Annotated in this window: 14 protein-coding genes; 2 read left to right on the top strand and 12 right to left on the bottom strand. The window is 61.3% G+C overall.

Features of this window, described 5'->3' with window-relative positions; genetic code table 11:
* Nucleotides 1–33: 33 nt before the first annotated feature.
* The gene (gene treS / locus ND528_RS26315; protein WP_263471569.1) at nucleotides 34–3,375 is read left to right on the top strand and encodes a maltose alpha-D-glucosyltransferase; all 3,342 of its coding nucleotides are present in this window, start codon (nucleotides 34–36) and stop codon (nucleotides 3,373–3,375) included.
* A gap of 2 nt (nucleotides 3,376–3,377) precedes the next feature.
* Nucleotides 3,378–5,609, top strand: a complete 2,232-nt coding sequence (gene glgB / locus ND528_RS26310; RefSeq protein ID WP_016774635.1) for a 1,4-alpha-glucan branching protein GlgB — start codon at nucleotides 3,378–3,380, stop codon at nucleotides 5,607–5,609.
* A 115-nt stretch (nucleotides 5,610–5,724) separates the two neighbouring features.
* Here glgB and ND528_RS26305 read toward each other — a convergent pair whose 3' ends face one another.
* The 12 genes from ND528_RS26305 to treZ form a co-directional block, all read right to left on the bottom strand.
* Nucleotides 5,725–6,777 carry an autotransporter domain-containing protein gene (locus ND528_RS26305; RefSeq protein ID WP_263471568.1) on the bottom strand — a complete coding sequence of 351 codons (1,053 nt, stop codon included), beginning with the start codon at nucleotides 6,775–6,777 and terminating at the stop codon, nucleotides 5,725–5,727.
* A gap of 379 nt (nucleotides 6,778–7,156) precedes the next feature.
* Nucleotides 7,157–7,939, bottom strand: coding sequence for an endonuclease/exonuclease/phosphatase family protein (locus tag ND528_RS26300; protein ID WP_016774637.1), 783 nt, complete (start codon nucleotides 7,937–7,939; stop codon nucleotides 7,157–7,159).
* Nucleotides 7,940–8,137: 198 nt separating this feature from the next.
* Nucleotides 8,138–8,896: a PIG-L deacetylase family protein gene (locus ND528_RS26295; RefSeq protein ID WP_016774638.1), complete on the bottom strand. Its 759-nt coding sequence runs from the start codon at nucleotides 8,894–8,896 to the stop codon at nucleotides 8,138–8,140.
* A gap of 178 nt (nucleotides 8,897–9,074) precedes the next feature.
* A complete protein-coding gene (locus ND528_RS26290; protein ID WP_263471567.1) occupies nucleotides 9,075–9,734 on the bottom strand; it encodes a glycosyltransferase in 660 nt (219 codons plus the stop codon).
* Nucleotides 9,731–10,330, bottom strand: coding sequence for a nodulation S family protein (locus ND528_RS26285; RefSeq protein ID WP_263471566.1), 600 nt, complete (start codon nucleotides 10,328–10,330; stop codon nucleotides 9,731–9,733). The genes ND528_RS26290 and ND528_RS26285 overlap by 4 nt, the downstream gene beginning before the upstream one ends.
* Nucleotides 10,327–11,085, bottom strand: coding sequence for a PIG-L deacetylase family protein (locus ND528_RS26280; RefSeq protein WP_130929879.1), 759 nt, complete (start codon nucleotides 11,083–11,085; stop codon nucleotides 10,327–10,329). Before ND528_RS26280 ends, ND528_RS26285 begins: the two co-directional genes overlap by 4 nt.
* Complete coding sequence (locus ND528_RS26275; protein WP_263471565.1) at nucleotides 11,082–12,080, bottom strand: acyl-CoA dehydrogenase family protein; 999 nt, start codon at nucleotides 12,078–12,080, stop codon at nucleotides 11,082–11,084. Before ND528_RS26275 ends, ND528_RS26280 begins: the two co-directional genes overlap by 4 nt.
* A gap of 1 nt (nucleotide 12,081) precedes the next feature.
* Entirely contained in the window at nucleotides 12,082–14,241 is a 2,160-nt protein-coding gene (glgX, locus tag ND528_RS26270; RefSeq protein WP_024012878.1) for a glycogen debranching protein GlgX, read from the bottom strand.
* A gap of 239 nt (nucleotides 14,242–14,480) precedes the next feature.
* Nucleotides 14,481–14,819, bottom strand: a complete 339-nt coding sequence (locus ND528_RS26265; protein WP_130912932.1) for a DUF2934 domain-containing protein — start codon at nucleotides 14,817–14,819, stop codon at nucleotides 14,481–14,483.
* Nucleotides 14,820–14,840: 21 nt separating this feature from the next.
* Entirely contained in the window at nucleotides 14,841–17,615 is a 2,775-nt protein-coding gene (locus ND528_RS26260) for a malto-oligosyltrehalose synthase (protein WP_263471564.1), read from the bottom strand.
* Complete coding sequence (malQ, locus tag ND528_RS26255) at nucleotides 17,612–19,690, bottom strand: 4-alpha-glucanotransferase (protein ID WP_263471563.1); 2,079 nt, start codon at nucleotides 19,688–19,690, stop codon at nucleotides 17,612–17,614. Before malQ ends, ND528_RS26260 begins: the two co-directional genes overlap by 4 nt.
* Nucleotides 19,687–21,489: a malto-oligosyltrehalose trehalohydrolase gene (gene treZ / locus ND528_RS26250; RefSeq protein ID WP_263471562.1), complete on the bottom strand. Its 1,803-nt coding sequence runs from the start codon at nucleotides 21,487–21,489 to the stop codon at nucleotides 19,687–19,689. Before treZ ends, malQ begins: the two co-directional genes overlap by 4 nt.
* Between the last annotated feature and the right edge of the window lie 13 nt (nucleotides 21,490–21,502).

The following is a 21,502-nucleotide window of genomic DNA, read 5'->3' as shown; positions in this document are numbered from 1 at the left end:
TCGGTGTATCAGAGAATTTTTCAGGAGTTCCACATGGCGAAGAAACCCAAGGCAGCCGCCTTCATCAAAGACCCGCTCTGGTACAAGGACGCGGTGATCTATCAGGTTCACGTCAAATCGTTTTTCGACTCCAACAATGACGGGATCGGCGACTTTCCCGGGCTTATCGCCAAACTCGATTACATTGCCGACCTCGGCGTCAACACCATCTGGCTGCTGCCGTTCTATCCCTCGCCACGTCGCGACGACGGCTACGACATCGCCGAATACCGTGGCGTGCACAGCGACTACGGGACCATGGCCGACGCCAAGCGCTTCATTGCCGAAGCGCACAAGCGCGGTCTGCGGGTGATTACCGAACTGGTCATCAACCACACCTCCGACCAGCACCCGTGGTTTCAGCGTGCGCGTAAAGCCAAGCCGGGTTCGGCGGCGCGGGATTTCTACGTCTGGTCCGATGACGACCAGAAATACGACGGCACGCGGATCATCTTCCTCGATACCGAGAAGTCCAACTGGACCTGGGACCCGGTCGCCGGCCAATACTTCTGGCACCGCTTCTATTCGCACCAGCCGGATCTGAACTTCGATAACCCGCAAGTCATGAAAGCCGTGTTGTCGGTGATGCGTTACTGGCTGGACATGGGCATCGACGGCCTGCGCCTCGATGCGATTCCGTACCTGATCGAGCGCGACGGCACCAACAACGAAAACCTGCCCGAGACCCATGACGTCCTCAAGCAGATCCGTGCCGAGATCGACGCCAACTACCCCGACCGCATGCTGCTGGCCGAGGCGAATCAGTGGCCGGAAGACACTCAGCTGTATTTCGGTGACACCGATGCCGCTGGCGTCAATGGCGACGAATGCCACATGGCCTTCCACTTCCCGCTGATGCCGCGCATGTACATGGCGTTGGCTCAGGAAGATCGCTTCCCGATTACCGACATTCTCCGGCAGACCCCGGAAATTCCGGCGAATTGCCAATGGGCGATTTTCCTGCGCAACCACGATGAGCTGACCCTGGAAATGGTCACCGATCGTGAGCGCGATTACCTGTGGAATTACTACGCGGCTGATCGTCGCGCGCGAATCAACCTCGGTATTCGCCGTCGTCTCGCGCCGCTGATGGAGCGCGACCGTCGCCGCATCGAACTGCTCAACAGCCTGCTGCTGTCGATGCCCGGCACGCCGACCCTGTATTACGGCGACGAAATCGGCATGGGCGATAACATCTACCTCGGCGACCGCGACGGCGTGCGTACTCCAATGCAGTGGTCGATCGACCGCAACGGCGGTTTCTCCCGCGCCGATCCGGCCAGTCTGGTACTACCGCCGATCATGGATCCGCAGTATGGCTATCAGTCGGTCAACGTCGAAACCCAGTCCGGCGATCCGCATTCGCTGTTGAACTGGACGCGGCGCCTGCTGGCCGTGCGCAAGCAATCGAAAGCGTTCGGCCGTGGCACGTTGAAAATGCTCTCGCCGGCCAACCGTCGCGTGCTGGCTTATACCCGCGAATACACCGATGTCGATGGCAAGCACGAAATCATCCTGTGCGTGGCCAACGTCTCGCGCAGTGCGCAAGCAGTGGAGCTGGATCTGTCGGCGTACGTCGGCATGGTGCCGGTGGAAATGCTCGGCGGTAACGCGTTCCCGCCGATCGGTCAGTTGAATTTCCTTCTGACCTTGGCGCCGTACGGCTTCTATTGGTTCGCGCTGGCAGCAGAGAACCAGATGCCAAGCTGGCACGTCGAGCCGGCGCAGAGCCTGCCGGACTTCACCACGCTGGTACTGAAAAAACGCATGGAAGAGCTGCTCGAAGCGCCGTCGCGTACGACGCTGGAGCAAAGCATTCTGCCGAGCTGGCTGCAGAACCGTCGCTGGTTCGCCGGCAAGGACGCGGCGATCGAGAAGGTCAATCTGGCTTACGGCGTGCGTTTCGGCGACGCCCAGCATCCGGTGCTGCTCAGCGAAATCGAAGTCACCAGCGGCGGCCAGACCAACCGTTATCAACTGCCGTTCGGCTTCATTGCCGAAGACCATGTCGGCCCACCGTTGCCGCAGCAATTGGCGCTGTCGCGTGTACGCCGTGTGCGTCAGGTCGGCCTGATCACCGATGCGTTCAGCCTGGAAACTTTCGTCCGCGCCGTTCTGCAAGGCATGCAGAGCAACACCGTACTGGAGTCGATCGAAGGCGAAATCCGCTTCGAACAGACAGATCATCTGGAAAAACTCGGCCTCGGCGCCGAGTCGGATGTGCGCTACCTGTCGGCCGAGCAATCGAACAGCTCCGTGGTTGTCGGCAACAGCCTGGTGCTTAAGCTGATACGCAAAGTGGCTTCTGGCGTACACCCGGAACTGGAGATGAGCGCTTACCTGACCGAGGCCGGGTTTGCCAATATCTCTCCACTGCTCGGTTCGGTGATTCGCCGTGATGCGCAGGGCGAAGATAACTTGCTGATGATCGCCCAAGGCTATCTGAGCAATCAGGGCGATGCATGGGAATGGACGCAGAACAACCTCGAACGGGCGTTGCGCGATGAACTGGCCGACGCCATGTCCGAGCAGGAGCAGCATTACAACGCGCTCGGCGAGCTGAGGGACTTCGCCGGAATGCTCGGCCAGCGTCTGGGCGAGATGCATCAGGTGCTCGCTGCGCCAACCGACAACGCCGACTTTGCGCCGCAAGTGTCGTCGAGCAAGGACATGGCCGCGACGGCCAAGGATGTCACCGCCCAGGTCGAACATGCCTTGAAACTGCTCAAGCAGCATCAAGGCGAGTTGAACGCGGCGGACCAGAAACTGGTCAAGCGTCTGCTCGACGAGAAGAAAACCATCCTGGCCCATGTGCAGGATCTGGCGAAGAAAGCCACCGGCGGTTTGCGCATCCGGGTGCATGGCGACTTGCATTTGGGTCAGGTGCTGGTAATCAAGGGCGATGCCTACTTGATTGACTTCGAGGGCGAACCGGCGCGGCCGTTGAGTGAGCGTCGCGGCAAGCACAGCCCGTACAAGGATGTCAGCGGCGTACTGCGTTCGTTCGATTACGCAGCGGCGATGACCATCAACGTGCACAACGTCGACAACAGCACCGAAGCCGAAGCGGCGCGTAAACGTGTCGCCGAGCGTTATTTGCGCGAAGCACGCGAGGCATTTGTCCAGGCATACCGCGAGGCAGCAGCTAGTCTTGAGCATGCCTGGCAGGATCCTCAGGGTGCCGACGCCGCGCTGGCGTTGTTCGGCCTGGAAAAAGCCGCTTATGAAGTGGCCTACGAGGCGGAAAACCGCCCAACGTGGCTGCCCGTGCCATTGCACGGCTTGTATGGATTATTGACAGGGCTTAAACCCTTTTCCGATCTTGGTGGAGAGTAGTCATGAGTTTCTCGAACAAGGAACAGGGTGTGGTAAAGGAAGCATTGTTACCCTCGGCGCGCGACATCGATGCGTTGGTGCGCGCTGAACATCAGGACCCGTTTTCCATTCTCGGCCCGCACGGCGATGGCGCTGGCGGACAATTCATCCGCGCTTATCTGCCGGGTGCGCTGAGTGTGGCGGTGCTGGACAAGGACAGCGGCGAAGAGCTTGGCCCGCTGGAGATGACCGAGACGCCGGGGCTGTTTGTCGGCCATTTCGATCAGGCGCGACCGTACCTGTTGCGCACGCGCTGGGCTGGTGGCGAGCAGGTCGCCGAAGATCCGTACAGCTTTGGTCAGTTGCTCGGGGAAATGGATTTGTATCTGTTCGCCGAAGGCAATCACCGTGACCTCAGCGCTTGCCTCGGTGCACAGCTGAAAACCGTTGATGGCGTGGACGGCGTGCGCTTTGCCGTGTGGGCACCGAATGCCCGCCGTGTCTCGGTGGTTGGCGATTTCAACGTCTGGGACGGTCGTCGTCACCCGATGCGCCTGCGCCATCCTTCGGGCGTGTGGGAGTTGTTCATCCCTCGCCTGCAAGCGGGGGAGTTGTACAAGTACGAAATCCTCGGCGCTCACGGCATTCTGCCGCTCAAGGCCGACCCGATGGCGCTGGCTACCAGCCTGCCGCCGGATACCGCCTCGAAAGTCGCCTCGCCGTTGCAAATCGACTGGCAGGATCACGAGTGGATGAATTCCCGTCAGGATCGCCAGCAGCGCTCCAAACCTTTGTCGATCTACGAGTTGCACGCCGGCTCCTGGCAGTGCGAGCTGGATGATCTCGGCGAAGTCGCGCGCCAGTACACCTGGCCGGAACTGGCCGAGCGGCTGATTCCTTATGTGAAAGAGCTGGGATTCACCCACATCGAATTGATGCCGATCATGGAGCACCCGTTCGGTGGTTCCTGGGGTTACCAGTTGCTTTCGCAGTTCGCGCCGAGCGCACGTTACGGCACACCGGATCAGTTCGCCGCGTTCGTCAACGCCTGTCACCAGGCCGACATCGGTGTGATTCTCGACTGGGTACCGGCGCATTTCCCCACCGATACCCATGGTCTGGCGCAGTTCGACGGCACCGCGCTGTACGAATACGGCAATCCGCTGGAAGGCTTCCATCAGGATTGGGACACGCTGATCTACAACCTCGGTCGCACTGAAGTGCACGGCTACATGCTGGCCTCGGCGCTGCACTGGCTGAAACACTTCCACATCGACGGCCTGCGTGTTGATGCCGTGGCGTCGATGCTGTATCGCGACTATTCGCGCAAGGCTGGCGAATGGGTGCCGAACCGCCACGGCGGTCGGGAGAACCTGGAGGCCATCGACTTCCTGCGGCATTTGAACGACGTGGTTGAACTGGAAGCGCCGGGTGCGCTGGTGATTGCCGAAGAATCCACCGCATGGCCGGGCGTCAGCCAGAGCACCCAGCAGGGCGGCTTGGGCTTTTCCTACAAATGGAACATGGGCTGGATGCACGACTCGCTGCACTACATCCAGCAGGACCCGGTGTACCGCGCCCATCATCACAATGAGCTGAGCTTCGGCCTGGTTTACGCCTGGTCGGAGCGCTTCATCCTGCCGATTTCCCACGACGAAGTGGTGCACGGCAAACACTCGCTGATCGACAAGATGCCCGGCGACCGCTGGCAGAAATTTGCCAACCTGCGCGCCTATCTGAGCTTCATGTGGACGCATCCGGGCAAGAAGCTGTTGTTCATGGGCTGCGAGTTTGGCCAGTGGCGCGAGTGGAACCACGATCAGCAACTGGACTGGTACCTGCTGCAGTACTCCGAGCACAAAGGTGTGCAGAAACTGGTTGGCGATCTCAACCGGCTGTATCGCGAAGAGCCGGCTCTGCACGACCAGGACGACGCACCGCAAGGCTTCCAGTGGTTGATTGGCGATGATGCGATCAACAGCGTTTACGCATGGTTGCGCTGGAGCAAGGATGGCTCGCCGGTTTTGGTCGTCGCCAACTTCACGCCGGTACCGCGCCAGTCGTATCGGGTCGGCGTGCCGTTTGCCGGGCGCTGGACCGAGCTGTTCAACAGTGACGCCGACATATACGCCGGCTCCAACTATGGCAATGGCGGCGGGGCATTGACCGATGAAGTACCGAGTCATGGTCAATCGTTGTCGCTGGAGCTGAATCTTCCGCCGTTGGCGGTGTTGATTCTCAAGCCGCAGGGCTAGCAGCTGTGGGAGCGAGCCTGCTCGCGAAGGCGCCATGTCAGTCAACAATGATGTTGAAGGTGGCACCGCTTCGCGAGCAGGCTCGCTCCCACAAGGTTGTTCATCGTTCAGCAGATCACCAACGCATCCGCACGCCGAGGCTGCCGATGATGCCGTTCAGATCATTGTCATCCACATCGCTGCTGTAATCGGCGCTCATGTACAGGCTTACCGCCGGTGTGACCCGCGCCACCAGTCCCAAACCCAATTCCACTGTTGAAGACTTGCGGCTGCTGCTGATCTTGTCGACCTGATCGAGCGTCACCGTGCTGCCGGTGTAAACGGTGTGCCAAAGGTTGGTGCGCACGTAGGGTTCAACAGGCAACCCGTTCAAGTCATAACTGCCTTTCAATCGCGCACCGACGCGGCCACTCCACGCGGTCAGGTCGGTGGAAGAGGCATTGCCCGAGCCGGCGTACGGAGCGTCGAGACTGATGCGCTGGTTGATCAGTTGTGCCTGCGGCTCGACCACCCAGTTTTCACTCAAGCCGATCGGGTAACCGCCTTCGACGGAAAAGGTCATCGCATTGCCTTCGGTGGCTTGCCGATTACCTTGCGCAGTGCGACTGAAACCGCTGACCCGACCGCCGCTGGCCGACAGGTCGACGTGCCAGCCCTGCGCGCCGACCAGGCGGTAATAGGCGCCGAGGCTCTGGCCTTGCAGGTTGAGGCTGTCAGTGTTGCGGTCGGCGAGAGCACGGCGGGTCAGCGCACCATCGGCATTCAGCTGGACCTGATTGTCGCCACCTATAAGACCAAGGGTCTGAGTAATCCCGTTAGCGCTTTTCAACGTGACCACGGCCGGACCTTTGAACTCGCCAGCGGCCATCGCATAACCGGATGAAAGTGCGTCGGTCTGTGCTTGCCGAGCGCTTTTACCGTACAGCTCGTCCCAGGCAGATGGGGCAAGATCCTCAGTGATCAGGCGCGAACTCTGCTGACTCAATGGCAGCGGTCCGGGTGTTATCACGGTTGCTGGCAGGGTCAGCACCGGAACGTCCGTGCGATACCACGCGGGTTCGTCCGCCGCAGATCCCGCATGCGCCTCCATGGACGAGCAGAGCAACAGCGAACCTGACACTGTGCAAAGGGTGATTTTCAGTTCGTGTGGGGTCAGTGAAGTTTTCATGGAGGTCTACCTTGCAAGCGCATGCGTCATCTCGTGTTTGGCGTCTCTCCTACCCCGAATGAGGGGCGACCGAATAGAGCGGGGCGAACCGCGGCTGCTCGATTTCGCGAGTGCCGGAAGGTCAGCCCCAGTAGTGATTCCGGGGGTAGTAAGGTAGAGATAAGAAGAGTGATGCCTGCGCGTCAAGAAAATGCACGATGAATGGTGCACTTAAATCGGCCTTTGCAAGCGTTTGTTTTTCTGCACATAACTAAGTGTTTGTTTGCATGGAAAAACGCTTGTAAGGCAGGCTGCTGACGGTTTTTTGCCGCCGACGAAAGGTCTTTCCTAGCGTCAGTTGCCGGGAAGGCCTGTCATTTAATTGCTGTCAAAAATGCACTTACAGATGCACTTCGACCGCCAGCGGGAGGTGATCGGAAAGATGCGTCCACGGCTTGTTGCCAAGAATGCGTGGGTCGTGGCTGCTGGCATTGCGCAAGTAGATCCGGTCAAGCCTCAGCAAGGGAAACCGCGCGGGATAGGTTTTCGCCGGGCGCCCATGATGGCGCTCAAAGGCTTCATGCAGATAATCGCGACGGGCGAGGGCGGCGTTGCCTTGCAACTGCCAGTCATTGAAATCGCCGGCGATGATCACCGGCGCATCGTCGGGTAGAGATTCAAGCAGCTGACAGAGCAGTTGCAACTGCAATTGCCGATGGCTTTCCAGCAGACTCAAATGCACACAGATTGCATGCACCTCGGCATGCCCAGGCACATCAAGAATGCAGTGCAACAGCCCGCGCCGTTCAGGCCCGGTGATCGACACGTCGAGGTTGCGATATTCGCGGATCGGGTATTTCGACAGCAGCGCGTTGCCGTGGTGGCCATCCGGGTAAACGGCGTTGCGCCCGTAGGCAAAATCGCTCCACATGCTGTCGGCGAGGAATTCGTACTGCGAGGTCTGCGGCCAGTCGTTGTAACGACTGGAATGGCGTTCGTGTTCACCCACTACTTCCTGCAGAAACACCAGATCGGCCGAAGTACTGCGCATTGCCTCGCGCAGCTCCGGGAGAACGAACCGCCGATTCAGTGCGGTGAAGCCCTTGTGGGTGTTGACCGTGAGTACCCGCAGGCGATGAATGACTGGCGCGTCGACCGCTTGACGCTTGGGATCGCTGGACACGTTCACTCCTCTGAATTGGGCCATGCCTGTTCATGCGACTGGTTTGAGGGGGTGGCAGTTCCTTCCGATGATTCACTGCTGGGCTAATGTGGGAGCGAGCCTGCTCGCGAAGACTTCATCACATTCAATACATCTGACACATGACACATCGCTTTCGCGAGCAGGCTCGCTCCCACAGGTATGTTGTGCTTCCGCCGTTCAGAAGAAGACGATTTCATACGGCAAGCGCATCCGCTCCAGCAGCACTGGCGGCAGCAGCGGGGCGATGCCGATGGCCGGTTCGCCCTTGAGCTGGCTGGCGTAAGCGTGGGTGGCGTGGCTCTTCCGCGCGACCGTCCAGGTGTCGAGACGCAGCTTGCGCGCGCGTTCCCAGGGAATCATTTGCTGCTCGCGCTCCGGCCAGTGCCAGGCCCACACCGGCACATCGTGGTAGGTCGCCCCGGCCTTTTGCGCCGCGTCGAAACTGGCCCGGCCAACCACTTCATGATCCGGCGGGCCATCCTTGCGCCAGGTACTGAACACTACGTCGCCTGGTCGCAGGTAACGGCCGATGAACTCGGTGAGCTGGCTTTGCTGATCACTCAGTGCATTGTCAGTAAAGCCGCCGCGCACCCACTTCAGGCTGTGCATGGGCAGGCCGAGGCGGCGCAGGGCTTCGACGCTTTCCTGCGGGCGGAACACGCTCAGACGTTGTTCCGACCATTGGCGCGAGCCCGGGTGGCTGGCGCTACCGTCGGTAATCGAGAGCAATTGCAGAGGATGGCCAAGGCTGGAGAGCAGTTGCAGCAGACCGCCGCAAGTGACCACTTCGTCGCCCGGATGCGGTGCGATGACCACGGCGCGGGCGCCGGCGGGTACCAGACTGTGGGTGTTGATGACGGGAATATTGTCGAGTTGCGGCGCGCTGTTCCAGATCTGTGCCGGCAGGCCGTGTTCGTTGAGCAATGACGATTTCATGAGTGCGACGTCCTTGTGGTATCTCGCCCTCAGTCGTGAGCAGCCAACGCTGATCGCGGCCCGTGAAGGCAAATGAATAGCAACGGTGCAGTGCTCCAACCCTTGGATTACTGCGAGGCAGAGTATTGCTCAAGACAGCCGATTCGTCGCGTCACAGATCAATCTGATCCGTAATTTTTTATTCCAGCTGTGCCAGATTGCGCAGAAAGTCACCGAACCCGCCCTTGGCCCGACTGTCGAGACGGGCGCTGGTATGCACTTGCGGGCGGTGACTCCAGGCGATATTGGCGCCGCTGCGCTCCAGTGCACGCACCAGTTGCACGTCCTCGTCACAGGTCAGCGGCTTGAAACCGCCGGCCAGGCGATAAGCCTCGGCACTGACACCCAGGTTGGCGCCGTGAATGTGCCGATGGCCATCGCGGGCCTGATAGTGATGGTGATAGCGAATCTGCGCCGCCTCATCGATCGATTCGTGCCAGTGCTCGACGGTGACCGTGCCGCACACTGCGTCCGCCTCCAGTCCCAGTTGCGCCGCCAGCCAGTCATCGGCGACGCGGCTGTCGGCGTCGGTGCAGGCGATCCAGCGGGCACCGCGCTCGAGCAACAGGCGCGCACCGGCGGCGCGGGCTTCGCCAACGTTGCGCGCATCGATCTGCAAGCTCAACACCGGATAAGCGCTGACGATCTGCGCCGAGCCGTCGCTGCAACTGTCGAGGACAACCAGTATTTCCACCGCTTCGCCGGCCAGTTGCCCGTGCTGGCTGGCGCGCAACGCTGCACGCAGGCATTCATCAAGCAGCGCCTCTTCGTTGTGCGCCGGAATCACAATACCAATCAACGCAAGCCCTCCAGGGCCGCCACCGAGCGTGGCTCGCGGCTCCACAGTTCGAGAATGAAATCCGCTTCCTGATGCAGCACCAGACGCGGCAAAGCCAATTGATCGTGAATCTGATCGTGGACCTGACGCGCATTCTGCGGGCAGCCCTCGATCGGCGGGCGCCAGTGGCAGGCCAGCAATTGGCCGTCGGCGGTCAGCGATTCACTGATCCGGCGGATCATTTCTGTCAGATCTTTTTCGTCGAGGTAGTAGCCGATTTCGCTGAATACGATCAGGTCGAATTTTTCCTCGGGCCAGTCAGCCGGAAGGCGGCCCTTACGGACTTCGGCATGCTCGAACACGCTCAAGCGCGTACGCGCCAGCTTCACCGCCGCGCTCGCCGTGTCGCAGCACAACAGGCGGTCGCAGCGCGGAGCCAGCTCTGCACTCAGTTCGCCGTTGGCGCAGCCCGGTTCGAAAACCGACCTGTAGCGCGGACGGGGCAGGGCGGCGAGGGTGATCGCTCGCTTGCGCTGTTCGTACCAACGCTGGCGGAACGCCCATGGGTCGTCATTGCCCGCGAACAGGCCGTCGAAATAGCGGTCATCGACGCTCACAGGAACACCACTTCAAAAGGTTGCAGCAAACGATCGAGCACATAGGGCGCGAGCACCGGCCCGAGGCCGACGTCGCGGTCGCCTTCCAACTGGCTGGCGAACGCGTGCGCTGCGTGGCGTTTTCGTGCGATGTGCGTCGGTGAAAGGAGGATCTTGCGCGCACGCTCCCATGGCACTGTGGCGTCTTCCGGGGTTGCCCAGTGCCAGGTCCAGACCGGAAGTTCATGGCAGGTCGCACCAACGCGTCGCGCCGCTTCGACACTGGCGCGGCCGACGGCCTCGTGATCGCTGTGGCCGTCCTGGCGCCAGGTAGTGAAAACCACATCACTGGCGTGCAGATACCCGGCGATGAATTCGCTCAATTCGGTTTCCTGCGCCGCCACTTGGGTGTCGGTAAAACCGCCGCGCAGCCATTTCAGGCTGTGCATCGGCAGACCGAGGCGCCGCAAGGCTTCGGCAGACTCCTGCGGACGCACCACACTCAAACGCTCGACTGTCCAGCGCTGCGAGCCGGGGTGACTGGCGCTGCCATCGGTGACCGAGATCAACTGCAATGGACGTCCGGCTGCCGCCAGCAACTGCATGATGCCGCCGCAACCGAGCACTTCGTCATCCGGGTGCGGCGCGATGATCACCGCTCGCGAGCCCAGCGGTACCAAGTCAAGAATATCGATGGCAGGCAGCTCGGCCAGACGTCGCGAAGCCTGCCATTGCTGCAGCGAAGTGCCCTGGCCAACGATCGGGTTGTCCTTCATAACGCCCAGACCTCGCAGGACTGACCAGCAATCTGCTGGCCCAGCGCAGCAAGGTCGCGTTCGGCGTGACTCTGGCGCAGAAACACCGGCAGGTCGGCACTCAACCGGGCGAAATGCCGATCCTGACAAAACGGCCCGGCACCCAGCGCGCGACCCACTTCACGCATCACCTGTTCAGCAGACTGTTCAACCACGGCGCGGGCGCGGCGGGCGAGCAATTCAGCGTCGGCCTCGGGCTGCGCATCGATCTGCAACGCACTGAAGCGCAACACATCGGCAGCCGCTTGCAGCGCTGTGTCGGCGGCGCCCAGATGGGCGAGGGCGTGCGGTTCATCGCGTTGCGCGCAATGCTGACGCAGCCCTTCGGCAATCCGTCGTGAAGCGCCATACCAGCAAGCCGCGATACCGATTCCGCCCTGCCAAAAACCCGGCCGTTGCAGGTAATCACCGGGGTTGCCAATGGCCTGCGCTTCGGCGTTGTCGAACAGCACCTCGACGCTGCCGGTGGCCGCCATGCCCACCGCTTGCCAGCCTTGATCGGTGATGGTCACGCCAGGTTGATCGAGTGCGACTGCAACCAATTGCTGCTGACCGTCCGCGTCCCATGCGGTGAGCAAGGCGTGGCTGAGCACCGCAGCGCCAGAGCACCAGGCCTTGCGCCCGTTCAGCGCCACCATGTGCCCGGCCGGCGTGACTTTCACCCGTGCCTGCGGCGGTTCGGCGGCCCACATTCCCCACGTGCTGCCGGGCGTTGGCGTACCGCCCAATTGCTCGATGATCGCCAGCGCATCCGTGTGGCCTTCATAGAGTTTGCACAGGCCTAAATCGTGTCCACCGACTTCCGAGAGACGCTGAAAGCGCTCCAGCGTGTGACCGCTGCCGGGCAACGGCAAGCGGTCGAGGCCGGCCTCGACCATCGCCCTCAGGCAACGGCCGAGGGCGTTGGTGTCGGCGTAATCTGGCGGACGGCGGGCCAGATAATGTTGAAAGTCCATATCAATCTTCTTCGTCACGTTGCAGTTCGAACAACAGCAACGAACGCCCGGTCACCGAATATTCATGGCCGAAGTCAAAGCGCTCCTGGCCGCGAATCGACGGTTGATTGGTGTCGATCATGCAGGTCCAGAAGCCACCGTCCGGTACTTCCGGCAGGGTGAAGTTGACGATGTCGTGGTGTGCGTTGACCACCAGCAGCAGGGTCGCGTCGGCACCTTTGCGACGGATGCCGGTTTCCTGCGCGCGGCCATCGAGGAGCATGCCGAGGCAGCGGTTGTGCGCATCATGCCAGTGCTCGGTGGTCATCTCGGTAGCGTCCGGTGCCAGCCAGGTCACGTCCTTGACGCCGATGTCCTCGTTGTATTCGCCGACCAGGAAACGTCCGCGTCGCAGGATCGGATAAGTCAGGCGCAGCTTGATCAGGCGTTTGACGAACTTGAGCAGGGCCTTGCCGTCCTCGCTCAGGTCCCAATTGACCCAACCAATCTCGCTGTCCTGGCAATAGGCGTTGTTGTTGCCGTCCTGGGTGCGGGCGAACTCGTCACCGGCAACGATCATCGGTGTGCCTTGGGCCAGCAGCAGCGTGGCGAAGAAATTGCGCATCTGCCGATGGCGCAAAGCGTTGATTTCCGGATCATCGGTCGGACCTTCGACGCCGTGGTTCCACGACAGGTTGTTGTTACTGCCGTCCTGGTTGTTCTCGTCGTTGGCTTCGTTGTGCTTGTCGTTGTACGAGACCAGATCGTTGAGAGTGAAACCGTCGTGGGCGGTGATGAAATTCACCGACGAATACGGCCGGCGCCCACGCTGGTTGAACATCTCACCAGAGGCAGTCATGCGGCTGGCGAAATCGGCAAGCTGAGCGTCGTCGCCTTTCCAGAAGGCGCGCACGGTGTCGCGGAACTTGTCGTTCCACTCCACCCAGCCCGGCGGAAAGTTGCCGACCTGATAACCGCCGGGGCCGCAGTCCCACGGTTCGGCGATCATTTTCACCTGACGCAGCACCGGGTCCTGACGGCAGGCGACGAGGAAGCTGTGGCGCTCGTCGAAACCATCGTGGTAGCGGCCAAGAATGGTTGCCAGGTCGAAGCGGAAACCGTCAACGTGCATCTCACTGGCCCAGTAGCGCAGGGAGTCGGTGACCATTTGCAGCACGCATGGGTGACTCAGGTCCAGGGTGTTACCGGTGCCGGAGTCGTTGATGTAGTAGCGCTTGTCGTCGGGCATCAAGCGGTAGTAGGAGGCGTTGTCGATACCGCGCATCGACAGGGTCGGGCCTTGCTCGTTGCCTTCGGCAGTGTGGTTGTAGACCACGTCGAGAATGACTTCGAGGTTGGCATCGTGCAGGTGCGCGACCATTTCCTTGAATTCGGCAATCTTGCCACTGGCCAGATAACGCGGGTCCGGGGCGAAGAACGCGATGCTGTTGTAGCCCCAGTAGTTGGTCATGCCCTTTTGCAGCAGATGCTGATCGTTGACGAAAGCATGGATCGGCAGCAGTTCGACAGACGAAACACCGAGCTTGCGAATGTGCTCGAGCACGTCGTCAACCATCAGACCGCCGAAAGTGCCACGCAGGTTTTCCGGCACCGACGGGTGACGCATGCTGATGCCGCGCACGTGGGTTTCATAGATGATGGTCTTGTCCCACGGCACGCTGACGCGATGGTCGTTGCCCCAAGTGTGCGCTGGGTCAATAACCTTGCACTTGGGCACGAACGGCGCGCTGTCGCGCTCGTCGAAACTGAGGTCGGCGTCGGGGTGGCCGATGGTGTAGCCGAACAGCGCCTCCGACCATTTCAGCTCACCGACCAATTGTTTGGCATACGGGTCGATCAGCAGTTTGTTGTGGTTGAAGCGGTGACCATTGGCCGGGTCATAAGGACCATAAACGCGGTAGCCGTAGATCAAGCCAGGGTGCGCATCCGGCAGGTAGCCGTGGTAGATCTCATCGGTGTATTCCGGCAGCTCGATGCGTTCGAGTTCGACCTCGCCGGCATCGTCGAAAATGCACAGCTCGACCTTGGTGGCGTTGGCGGAAAACAGAGCAAAGTTCACCCCCAGACCATCCCAGGTCGCACCGAGCGGGAAGGGCAGGCCTTCACGGATTCTCGACGGCTCGGCGTGCGCAGCGGGTTCGGCTTTCTTTGGACGGGTCATGATTGCTCCTGCAAAAAAACGGGACAGTTCGGGCAATGAGATTTCCTGGTGGGAGCGAGCCTGCTCGCGAAAGCGTCGGTACATTCGACATTTTCACCAACTGACCTAGCGCTTTCGCGAGCAGGCTCGCTCCCACAGGGTTGTGTGTTTTTCCCAATTAGGGACTTTCTTCGGGGCGCAAGAACCCCTTGTGGCGAGCACGCTCGCCACACAGTCATTCAGTTCAAAAATGGATCGGGTCAGTTCGCCGGAGGCTTCTTCGCGGCTCGCGGCTTTTTCTCGGCAGCCTTTTCGCCCGGCGGGACTACTTTGGGCGTGGCCGCCGGCTTGGCTTTTGCTGCTGGTTTGGCTTTGGCGGCTGCCGGAGTCTTGCCGTCGGTGCTTTTCGCTGCTGCGCCTGAAGTCTTGCCAGCCACTTTGCTGCCCGCCGCTTTCGGTGGCTTCTTGGGTGCCAGCGCTTCGGCCTCGGCCAGCTTGCGCGCCATTTCCCAATGACGTTCTTCGTGGCCTTCAGGTTTCCCTTCCGACTCCCAGATCTGATAGGCGAATTCGCGAATGCGTTTATCGTCGGTGCTCATCGCAATGCTCCTGAACTGAACTCATGCTTGTGTTAAGTGTTGGATAAAGAGATTGACCGGGACATCCCCCAGCGCTTCGCTGACATTCAGCTCCCTGTTTTGTGTGACTACGCTGCTGGCAAAAAGTCCCTTCAGGTTTGTATCCGAAGCGGCAGACGGTAAAACCACCCGCGTATCGCCCCAGCGCAGCGCATCGACCTGCGGTATGGCACTGTTTTCCAGCAACGTTGCGCAGCGCACCGGCACCACCACAATGGCCCGCACGCCCTCGTGTTCACGCGCGAACGCCAGCACGTTGTGCGCCTGGCTGCCCAGCACTTCCAGTGACTGGTAATCGCCTCGACGGAACAGCTCGCTGTGTTCCTTGCGCAGGTTCAACACCTCACTGATCAGCGCCTGTTTGATGCGCCCGTCACGCCAGTCCTTGAGCAGTTCGGTACCCGGCACGGATGCCTGCAACGCTTGCTCGCGGGCGGCGTAATCCACCGGGCGGCGGTTGTCCGGATCGACCAGACTGAAATCCCAGTACTCGTTGCCCTGGTACAGATCCGGCACCCCCGGCACGGTCATGCGCAGCAAGGTTTGCGCCAGCCCGTTGAGCGCGCCGGCAGCGGCGATGCTGTTGACGGTCTTGCTCAGCGCCGCACGCAGCAACTCACCTTCTTCGCCGGTCAGCAGCTTTTCCGTGAAAGCCTGTGCCGCGTTTTCATAGGCTTCATTCGGCGCGCTCCAGCTGCTTTGCAGCTTGGCTTCGCGCAGGGCTTTCTGTTGCCACTGCCAGATGCGCTTGGCGTAATCGGCGAAACCGGCCTTGTCGTCGTCCCGCAGATCCAGCGGCCAACTGCCGAGCAATGCCTGATAGAGGATCAGCTCGTCGCCAGCGGAAGGCGCGTCATCTTCGATGCGCACCGGGCGGGCGAGGGCGCGCCACAGTTCGACCTGATCGGCGTACCAATGGCTGCGCTCGCTGAGTACCGCCAGCCGGGCGCGGGTGTCTTCGCCGCGCTTATGGTCATGGGTAGCAGTCGCGAGCAGGTTGTCAGGAAACTCGGCCATGCGCTGTTGATTGACTTCGTGGAACTCGCTGACCGGCGCGCTGAATTGCTCGGTGTTGTAACCGACATCATTGCGCGACAGCAGCACCGCCGAGCGATACAGCGCGGTGTCTTCCACGGCTTTGGCAGCTGCCGGCGAAGTCAGTTGCTGGAAACGCACGCAGGCATGCTTGAGGATCTTGCGCGAGCGCCCCCGTGGCTTGCGGCGCCAAGGCGTGCCGCCGAGCCAGCTGGCGACCGAGTCGAGCACTGGCCAGTCAGCTTCGCTGAGGGTTTGCCGCGCACCGTCCATGGCGTGCTGGAAAATCGCTTCGTCCTGCTCGGAACGGCCCATGGCGCTGATGTAAGTGCGATAAACCGGGAAGTGCACGATCAACGCGTGGAGCACGCGGCGAATCGCGCCCAAGGTCAGGTCGCGGGTCATCAGGTCATCCCGCGCGACTTGATGCAGGGCCTGCGCGACACTTTCAAAGTCGCTGGCCAGCGAGCCGTTGAGGATCTGCTGGCGGGCCAGTTGCGCTTCTTCCATGAACGCAGCCGGGCGCTCGGTGCGGCGCTGCCAGAGTTCGCCGAGGACATGTTCGCCGTCCGGGTCGTGTTGCAGCAGCGACAGCTGATTCATGAACTCGTAGCCGGTGGTGCCGTCGACGCTCCAGTCGCGGCGCAGGGTTTCGCCCTCGCCGAGGATCTTCTCGACATAGATCGGCAGGTGACGTCCCGGCGCCAAGTGATCAAGGCGACGGCGCAATTTGCGGCAGTAGCCACGCGGGTCGGCGAGGCCGTCGATGTGGTCGATGCGCAAGCCGTCGACCAGACCTTCTTCGACCAATTGGAAGATTTTGCCGTGGGTCGCTTCGAACACCGCCGGACGCTCGACGCGCAGGCCGCCAAGCTCGTTGATGTCGAAGAAGCGCCGCCAGTTGATGTCGTCCGCCGCCGTGCGCCAACTGGCCAGGCGATAGCTTTGCCGTTCCAGCAGTTCGTGAAGCTTGTGAAAGCCTTCCTCGGTGGTGGAATCGTACTGTGCGAGGCTGCCTTCGATAGTCGCCAGAACACGCGGATCGCTCGCCAGCTCGCGCAGCTCCTGCTTGAGCGGCATCGCCAGCGAATGTGCGTCGGTCTGGTAGCTGAGTGTGCTGAAGCGATCTGCCAGAGACTTCAGCGTGTCGTCGGACTTGAGCAGTTCGCCATAGTTGTTCGGGCAGATCGGGAAATGGTGGTCGTAGTGCTCGACGTAAAAAGTCCCTGTCTGCGCGTTGAACTTGAGCTTGAGTGTGCCTTCCTGCAACGCCACTCCGTAGTCGCTGCCAAGGAACGGCAGCAGCAACTGGCCTTCCATCAACGGGTCCGGCGAGTGCCACTGAATGTCGAAGAACTCGCCGTACGGGCTCAGGCGTCCCCATTCGAGCAGGTCGAGCCACCACGGGTTGTCATTGCCGCCCACGGCCATGTGGTTGGAAACGATGTCGAGGATCAGGCCCATGTTGTGTTCGCGCAGGGTGCTGACCAGTTGGCGCAACGCCGGCTCGCCGCCCAGTTCCGGATTGACCTGGGTCGGGTCGACCACGTCGTAGCCATGCATGGAACCGGCGCGCGCCGCCAGCAGGGGCGAGGCGTAGATATGGCTGATGCCGAGGCGGGCAAAGTACGGCACCAGTGGCACCGCTTGTTCGAGGGTAAAACCCTTATGAAATTGCAGGCGCAAGGTGGCGCGCAGTGGCTGGATTTGCTGTTGATTCATTGGTCACGCTCAGAGGCTTGAAGGCGCGCGCAAGCCAGCAGTTCCAGGCGGCGGGCGGCATCGGGGCCGTCCAGCAACGCTTCGCTGGGACCGGGCAAACGTCGCGACCAGTTCGGATGTGAATCGGTGGTGCCAGGCAGATTCGGCTGTTCATCGATACCCAAGGCATCTTCCAGCGGCAGCAGGACCAGCGGCGCGCGGGTGTGGCCGAGGAAACGCACACTGGCATCGACCACTTGATCGGCTTCGTGGGACTCTTCGCGGAAGTTCTGCGGATCCTGGCGCAGCGCATCGCGCAGGCCTTCGCGTTCACGCTCGCGATGCCGGCGCCAGTCGATTTCGCCATTGGCATCGACCAGGCCGAGGCGTGCATTCCAGTCAATGTCACGACCATGCCACCAACCATTAAGTGTCGGCAGGTCATGGGTGCTGGTGGTCGCCAGGGCATCATCCGGCCAGTCGAGAATCGCTTTGAAACGGGTGTTGTCCTGTTCGAACAACAGCACGCGCATGCCCAGGATTGACCGCGCGGCGAGTTTTTCCCGCAGGCCTTCCGGCACGGTGCCGAGGTCTTCGCCGAGCACGATGACCTGATGCCGATGGGATTCCAGGGTCAGCAGACGCAACATGTCGTCGAACGGGTAATACAGATAGGCGCCATCGGCCGGGGCGGCACCGTTGGGAATCACCCACAGGCGTTGCAGGCCCATGACATGGTCGATACGCAGGCCGCCGGCGTGGGCGAAGTTGGCGCGCAGCATGTCGATGAAGGCACGGAAACCGTTGCGGATCAGCCCTTCCGGCGAGAAGGCGGAAATGCCCCAGCCCTGGCCGCTGCGATTGAGGATGTCCGGCGGCGCGCCGACGGTCAGCGAGGCAAGCAATTCGTCCTGAAAACTCCAGGCTTGGCTACCAGCCCCATCAGCACCGACGGCGAGGTCGGCGATCAGACCGATGCCCATGCCGGCACTGCGCGCAGCAGTTTGGGCGCGTTCGAGGCAGCGATGGATCAGCCATTGGCAGAAGGCGAAATAACCGATGCGCTCGGCGTATTCCTCGGCAAACGCGCCGAGCGCCGCGCCGCGCGGGTCCTGCCAGTGCTCCGGCCATTCGCGCCAGTCGAGGCTTTCGCCACGGGCGGCGCGCATTTCCTGAATCGCTTCGAAGCGGCAATGGTTTTCCAGCGCTTCGCCACCGGCATGGCGGAAACTGGCGAAGTCGGCGTGCAGCGGATGCTCACCAGCGACGAAACCGTCATACAAGGCTTGCAGCAGTTTCTGCTTGGCTTCGGCAGCGGTCGGCCAGTCGATCAGCTTGAGATTTTCCAGCTGCTCGAACTGCGCGGCCAGACCACTGGCATCAATTGCATCACGCAACGCGCGTTCGCCGAGAACGCTCCCCGGCGCGGCATACAGTGAATTGAGAAACAAACGGCTGGACGGCGAATAAGGGCTGTAGCGGCCATTGTCTGCGCTGAACATCGCGTGCATCGGACTGATCGCCAGCGCATCGGCGCCACGTTCACCCGCTACACGAACCAGTTCCTCCAGCGCCTGCGTATCCCCAAAGCCACCGTCACCCGGACGGCGCAGCGAATACAACTGGGCGCTCAGACCCCAGGCGCGCGGGATCGGGCTATCGACCGCATCGGCGACGCTGAAGCAGCGTTCAGGCGCCACGGCGAGCGTGAAATACTGATCGGCGATATGCACTTGCTGGTAACCGACCGGAATCAAGCCGGGCAACATCGCTTCGTTGTCCAGCTTCAGGTTCATCTGCGAGCCGTCTTCAAGATGGATTTCGCAGGGGGTTTCCGGTGAGAAGTAGCGACTCAGATCGAGGGCAACGCCCACGTCGCAGGTCAGCAGGGGCGGCAAATGGCGGTCTTGCTGGACTTCTTGCAATTCCAGCAGGCTGGCATCGATTTCTTGCGCGGTGCTGGCGGGGTGGCCGAGTCCGATCAGGACATTGCGCAACACAGCAGGAGCGACTTTTTGCTGACGCCCGTTGGCGTCGATCCAGTCGACGGCAAGGCCGGCTCGACTGGCGAGTATTTCCAGTTGCGCATCGCTCATAGGCGCTCTCCATCCAGGGGGTGCAAAAGGGGTGCGGCCGTGAGGCTGACGAGCGCGGTGTACGCCGGCAGTTGGTTCGGGTCCGACAGTTCGACTGCGGCTGGCTGTTGAAACAACCACTCGGTATCAGTCTGTGCAGGGTTGACCACTGGCGTGTCACTGAGGTTCAGGTCAATTCGCAGCTCACTGCCGTTGCCCAGCCGCCAGCGTGCGCTGACCGCGCCATGGCCGAGCATTTGCGCGCCCAACGCTTGAGTTCCGGAGAGGTGGGGAATGATGTACTGGTGACGCAACTTCAACAGCTGCCGGTAGAGCTCTTGCGTCTCCTGTTGTAACGGCGTGCCACTGCCAACCAGTCGTGGCTGCGAGGCGCGGAAGGTTTCTTCGGCATTCGGATCGGGGATCTGCTCGCGCTTGTGCGGATCGGTAAAGGCACTGAACGCGGCGAACTCATTGCGCCGGCCTTCTCGCACCAGCTCTGCCAGTTCACCGTGGTGACTGGTGAAAAACAGGAACGGCTGCTCGGCGGCATACTCGTCGCCCATGAACATCAGCGGGATCATCGGCGACAGCAGCAACAACACCGTCGCCGCTTGTACCGCACGCGGGTCGGCGAGCTGATGCAGGCGTTCGCCAAACGCGCGGTTGCCGATCTGGTCATGGTTCTGCAGGAACAGCACGAACGCAGTGGATGGCAGATGTTCGCTCGGCTCGCCGCGAGGTTCGCCATGGCGAGTGATGTGGCCCTGGAATACGAAGCCCTGACTCAGGCAGCGCACCAATTGCTCGGTGGGTTGCGCGGCGTAGTCGGCGTAATAGGCGTCGGTTTCGCCGGTCAGCAGCACGTGCAAAGCGTTATGGCCGTCATCGTTCCACTGCGCGTCGTAGTCGGTCTCAAGCAGGCTCGACTGGTTCAGCTCGTTCTCGACAGTCAGCCAGACGTGCCGGGTCGGGTCGATCTGCTGGCGAATGCGTCGGGCCAGATCGCTGAGAAAGTCGGGATCTTCAATCGCGTGCACCGCATCCAGACGCAGGCCGTCGAAACGGTATTCAAGCAGCCACATCAGCGCGTTTTCAATGAAGAACTCGCGCACTTCCGGGCGACGGAAGTCGATCGCCGCGCCCCAGGGCGTGTGCTTGTCCTCGCGGAAAAAACCCTTGGCGTAACGATGCAGATAGTTGCCATCCGGGCCGAAGTGGTTGTAGACGACGTCGAGAATCACCGCCAGGCCATGGCCGTGGGCGGTGTCGATCAGGTGTTTGAGTTGTTCGGGTGTGCCGTAGGAAGCTTGAGGTGCATAGGGCAGCACCCCGTCGTAGCCCCAGTTGCGATCACCGGGGAATTGCGCCAGCGGCATCAGTTCGATGGCGGTAATGCCCAGCGCCACCAAGCGCGCCAGATGCTGTTCGACTTCGGCGAAACCACCGAGCGCACCGACGTGCAGCTCGTAAATCACCGCTTCACTCCACGGCCGACCATTCCAGGTCGTGTGCCGCCATTGGTAGGCATGGGGATCGACCACCACACTGTGGCGGTCGAGGTCACCATCCTGCGCTCTGGAGGCCGGGTCCGGCACCTCCAGTTCGCCATCGATGCAGTAACCGTAGCGACTGCCCGCCGGGCAATTGGCCTTGATTACAAACCAACCGTCGCCCTGAGGCAGCATGGGCAACGATTTTCCATCTTCCAGTTCCACACTGACGTAGAACGCGTCAGGCGCCCACAACGCAAATTGCGTGTGCTCGGCATCCAGCATGATCGCGCCGTGGGGCCAGGTTTCTTGGGTCCTTGACGGCATTTTCTGCAACTCC

Origin of the sequence: Pseudomonas mercuritolerans (genome assembly GCF_025706525.1) — a bacterium.
Taxonomy (GTDB): Bacteria; Pseudomonadota; Gammaproteobacteria; order Pseudomonadales; family Pseudomonadaceae; genus Aquipseudomonas; species Aquipseudomonas mercuritolerans.
This window is presented reverse-complemented; position numbering and strand designations above follow the sequence as displayed.

Excerpts from the sequence above, each read along its gene's own strand:
- ND528_RS26265 (WP_130912932.1), bottom strand. The coding sequence starts at position 14,819 with ATGAGCACCGACGATAAACGCATTCGCGAATTCGCCTATCAGATCTGG.
- ND528_RS26280 (WP_130929879.1), bottom strand. The coding sequence starts at position 11,085 with ATGAAGGACAACCCGATCGTTGGCCAGGGCACTTCGCTGCAGCAATGG.
- treZ (WP_263471562.1), bottom strand. The coding sequence starts at position 21,489 with ATGCCGTCAAGGACCCAAGAAACCTGGCCCCACGGCGCGATCATGCTG.
- glgX (WP_024012878.1), bottom strand. The coding sequence starts at position 14,241 with ATGACCCGTCCAAAGAAAGCCGAACCCGCTGCGCACGCCGAGCCGTCG.
- treS (WP_263471569.1), top strand. The coding sequence starts at position 34 with ATGGCGAAGAAACCCAAGGCAGCCGCCTTCATCAAAGACCCGCTCTGG.
- ND528_RS26295 (WP_016774638.1), bottom strand. The coding sequence starts at position 8,896 with ATGAAATCGTCATTGCTCAACGAACACGGCCTGCCGGCACAGATCTGG.
- ND528_RS26305 (WP_263471568.1), bottom strand. The coding sequence starts at position 6,777 with ATGAAAACTTCACTGACCCCACACGAACTGAAAATCACCCTTTGCACA.
- malQ (WP_263471563.1), bottom strand. The coding sequence starts at position 19,690 with ATGAGCGATGCGCAACTGGAAATACTCGCCAGTCGAGCCGGCCTTGCC.
- glgB (WP_016774635.1), top strand. The coding sequence starts at position 3,378 with ATGAGTTTCTCGAACAAGGAACAGGGTGTGGTAAAGGAAGCATTGTTA.
- ND528_RS26260 (WP_263471564.1), bottom strand. The coding sequence starts at position 17,615 with ATGAATCAACAGCAAATCCAGCCACTGCGCGCCACCTTGCGCCTGCAA.
- ND528_RS26275 (WP_263471565.1), bottom strand. The coding sequence starts at position 12,080 with ATGGACTTTCAACATTATCTGGCCCGCCGTCCGCCAGATTACGCCGAC.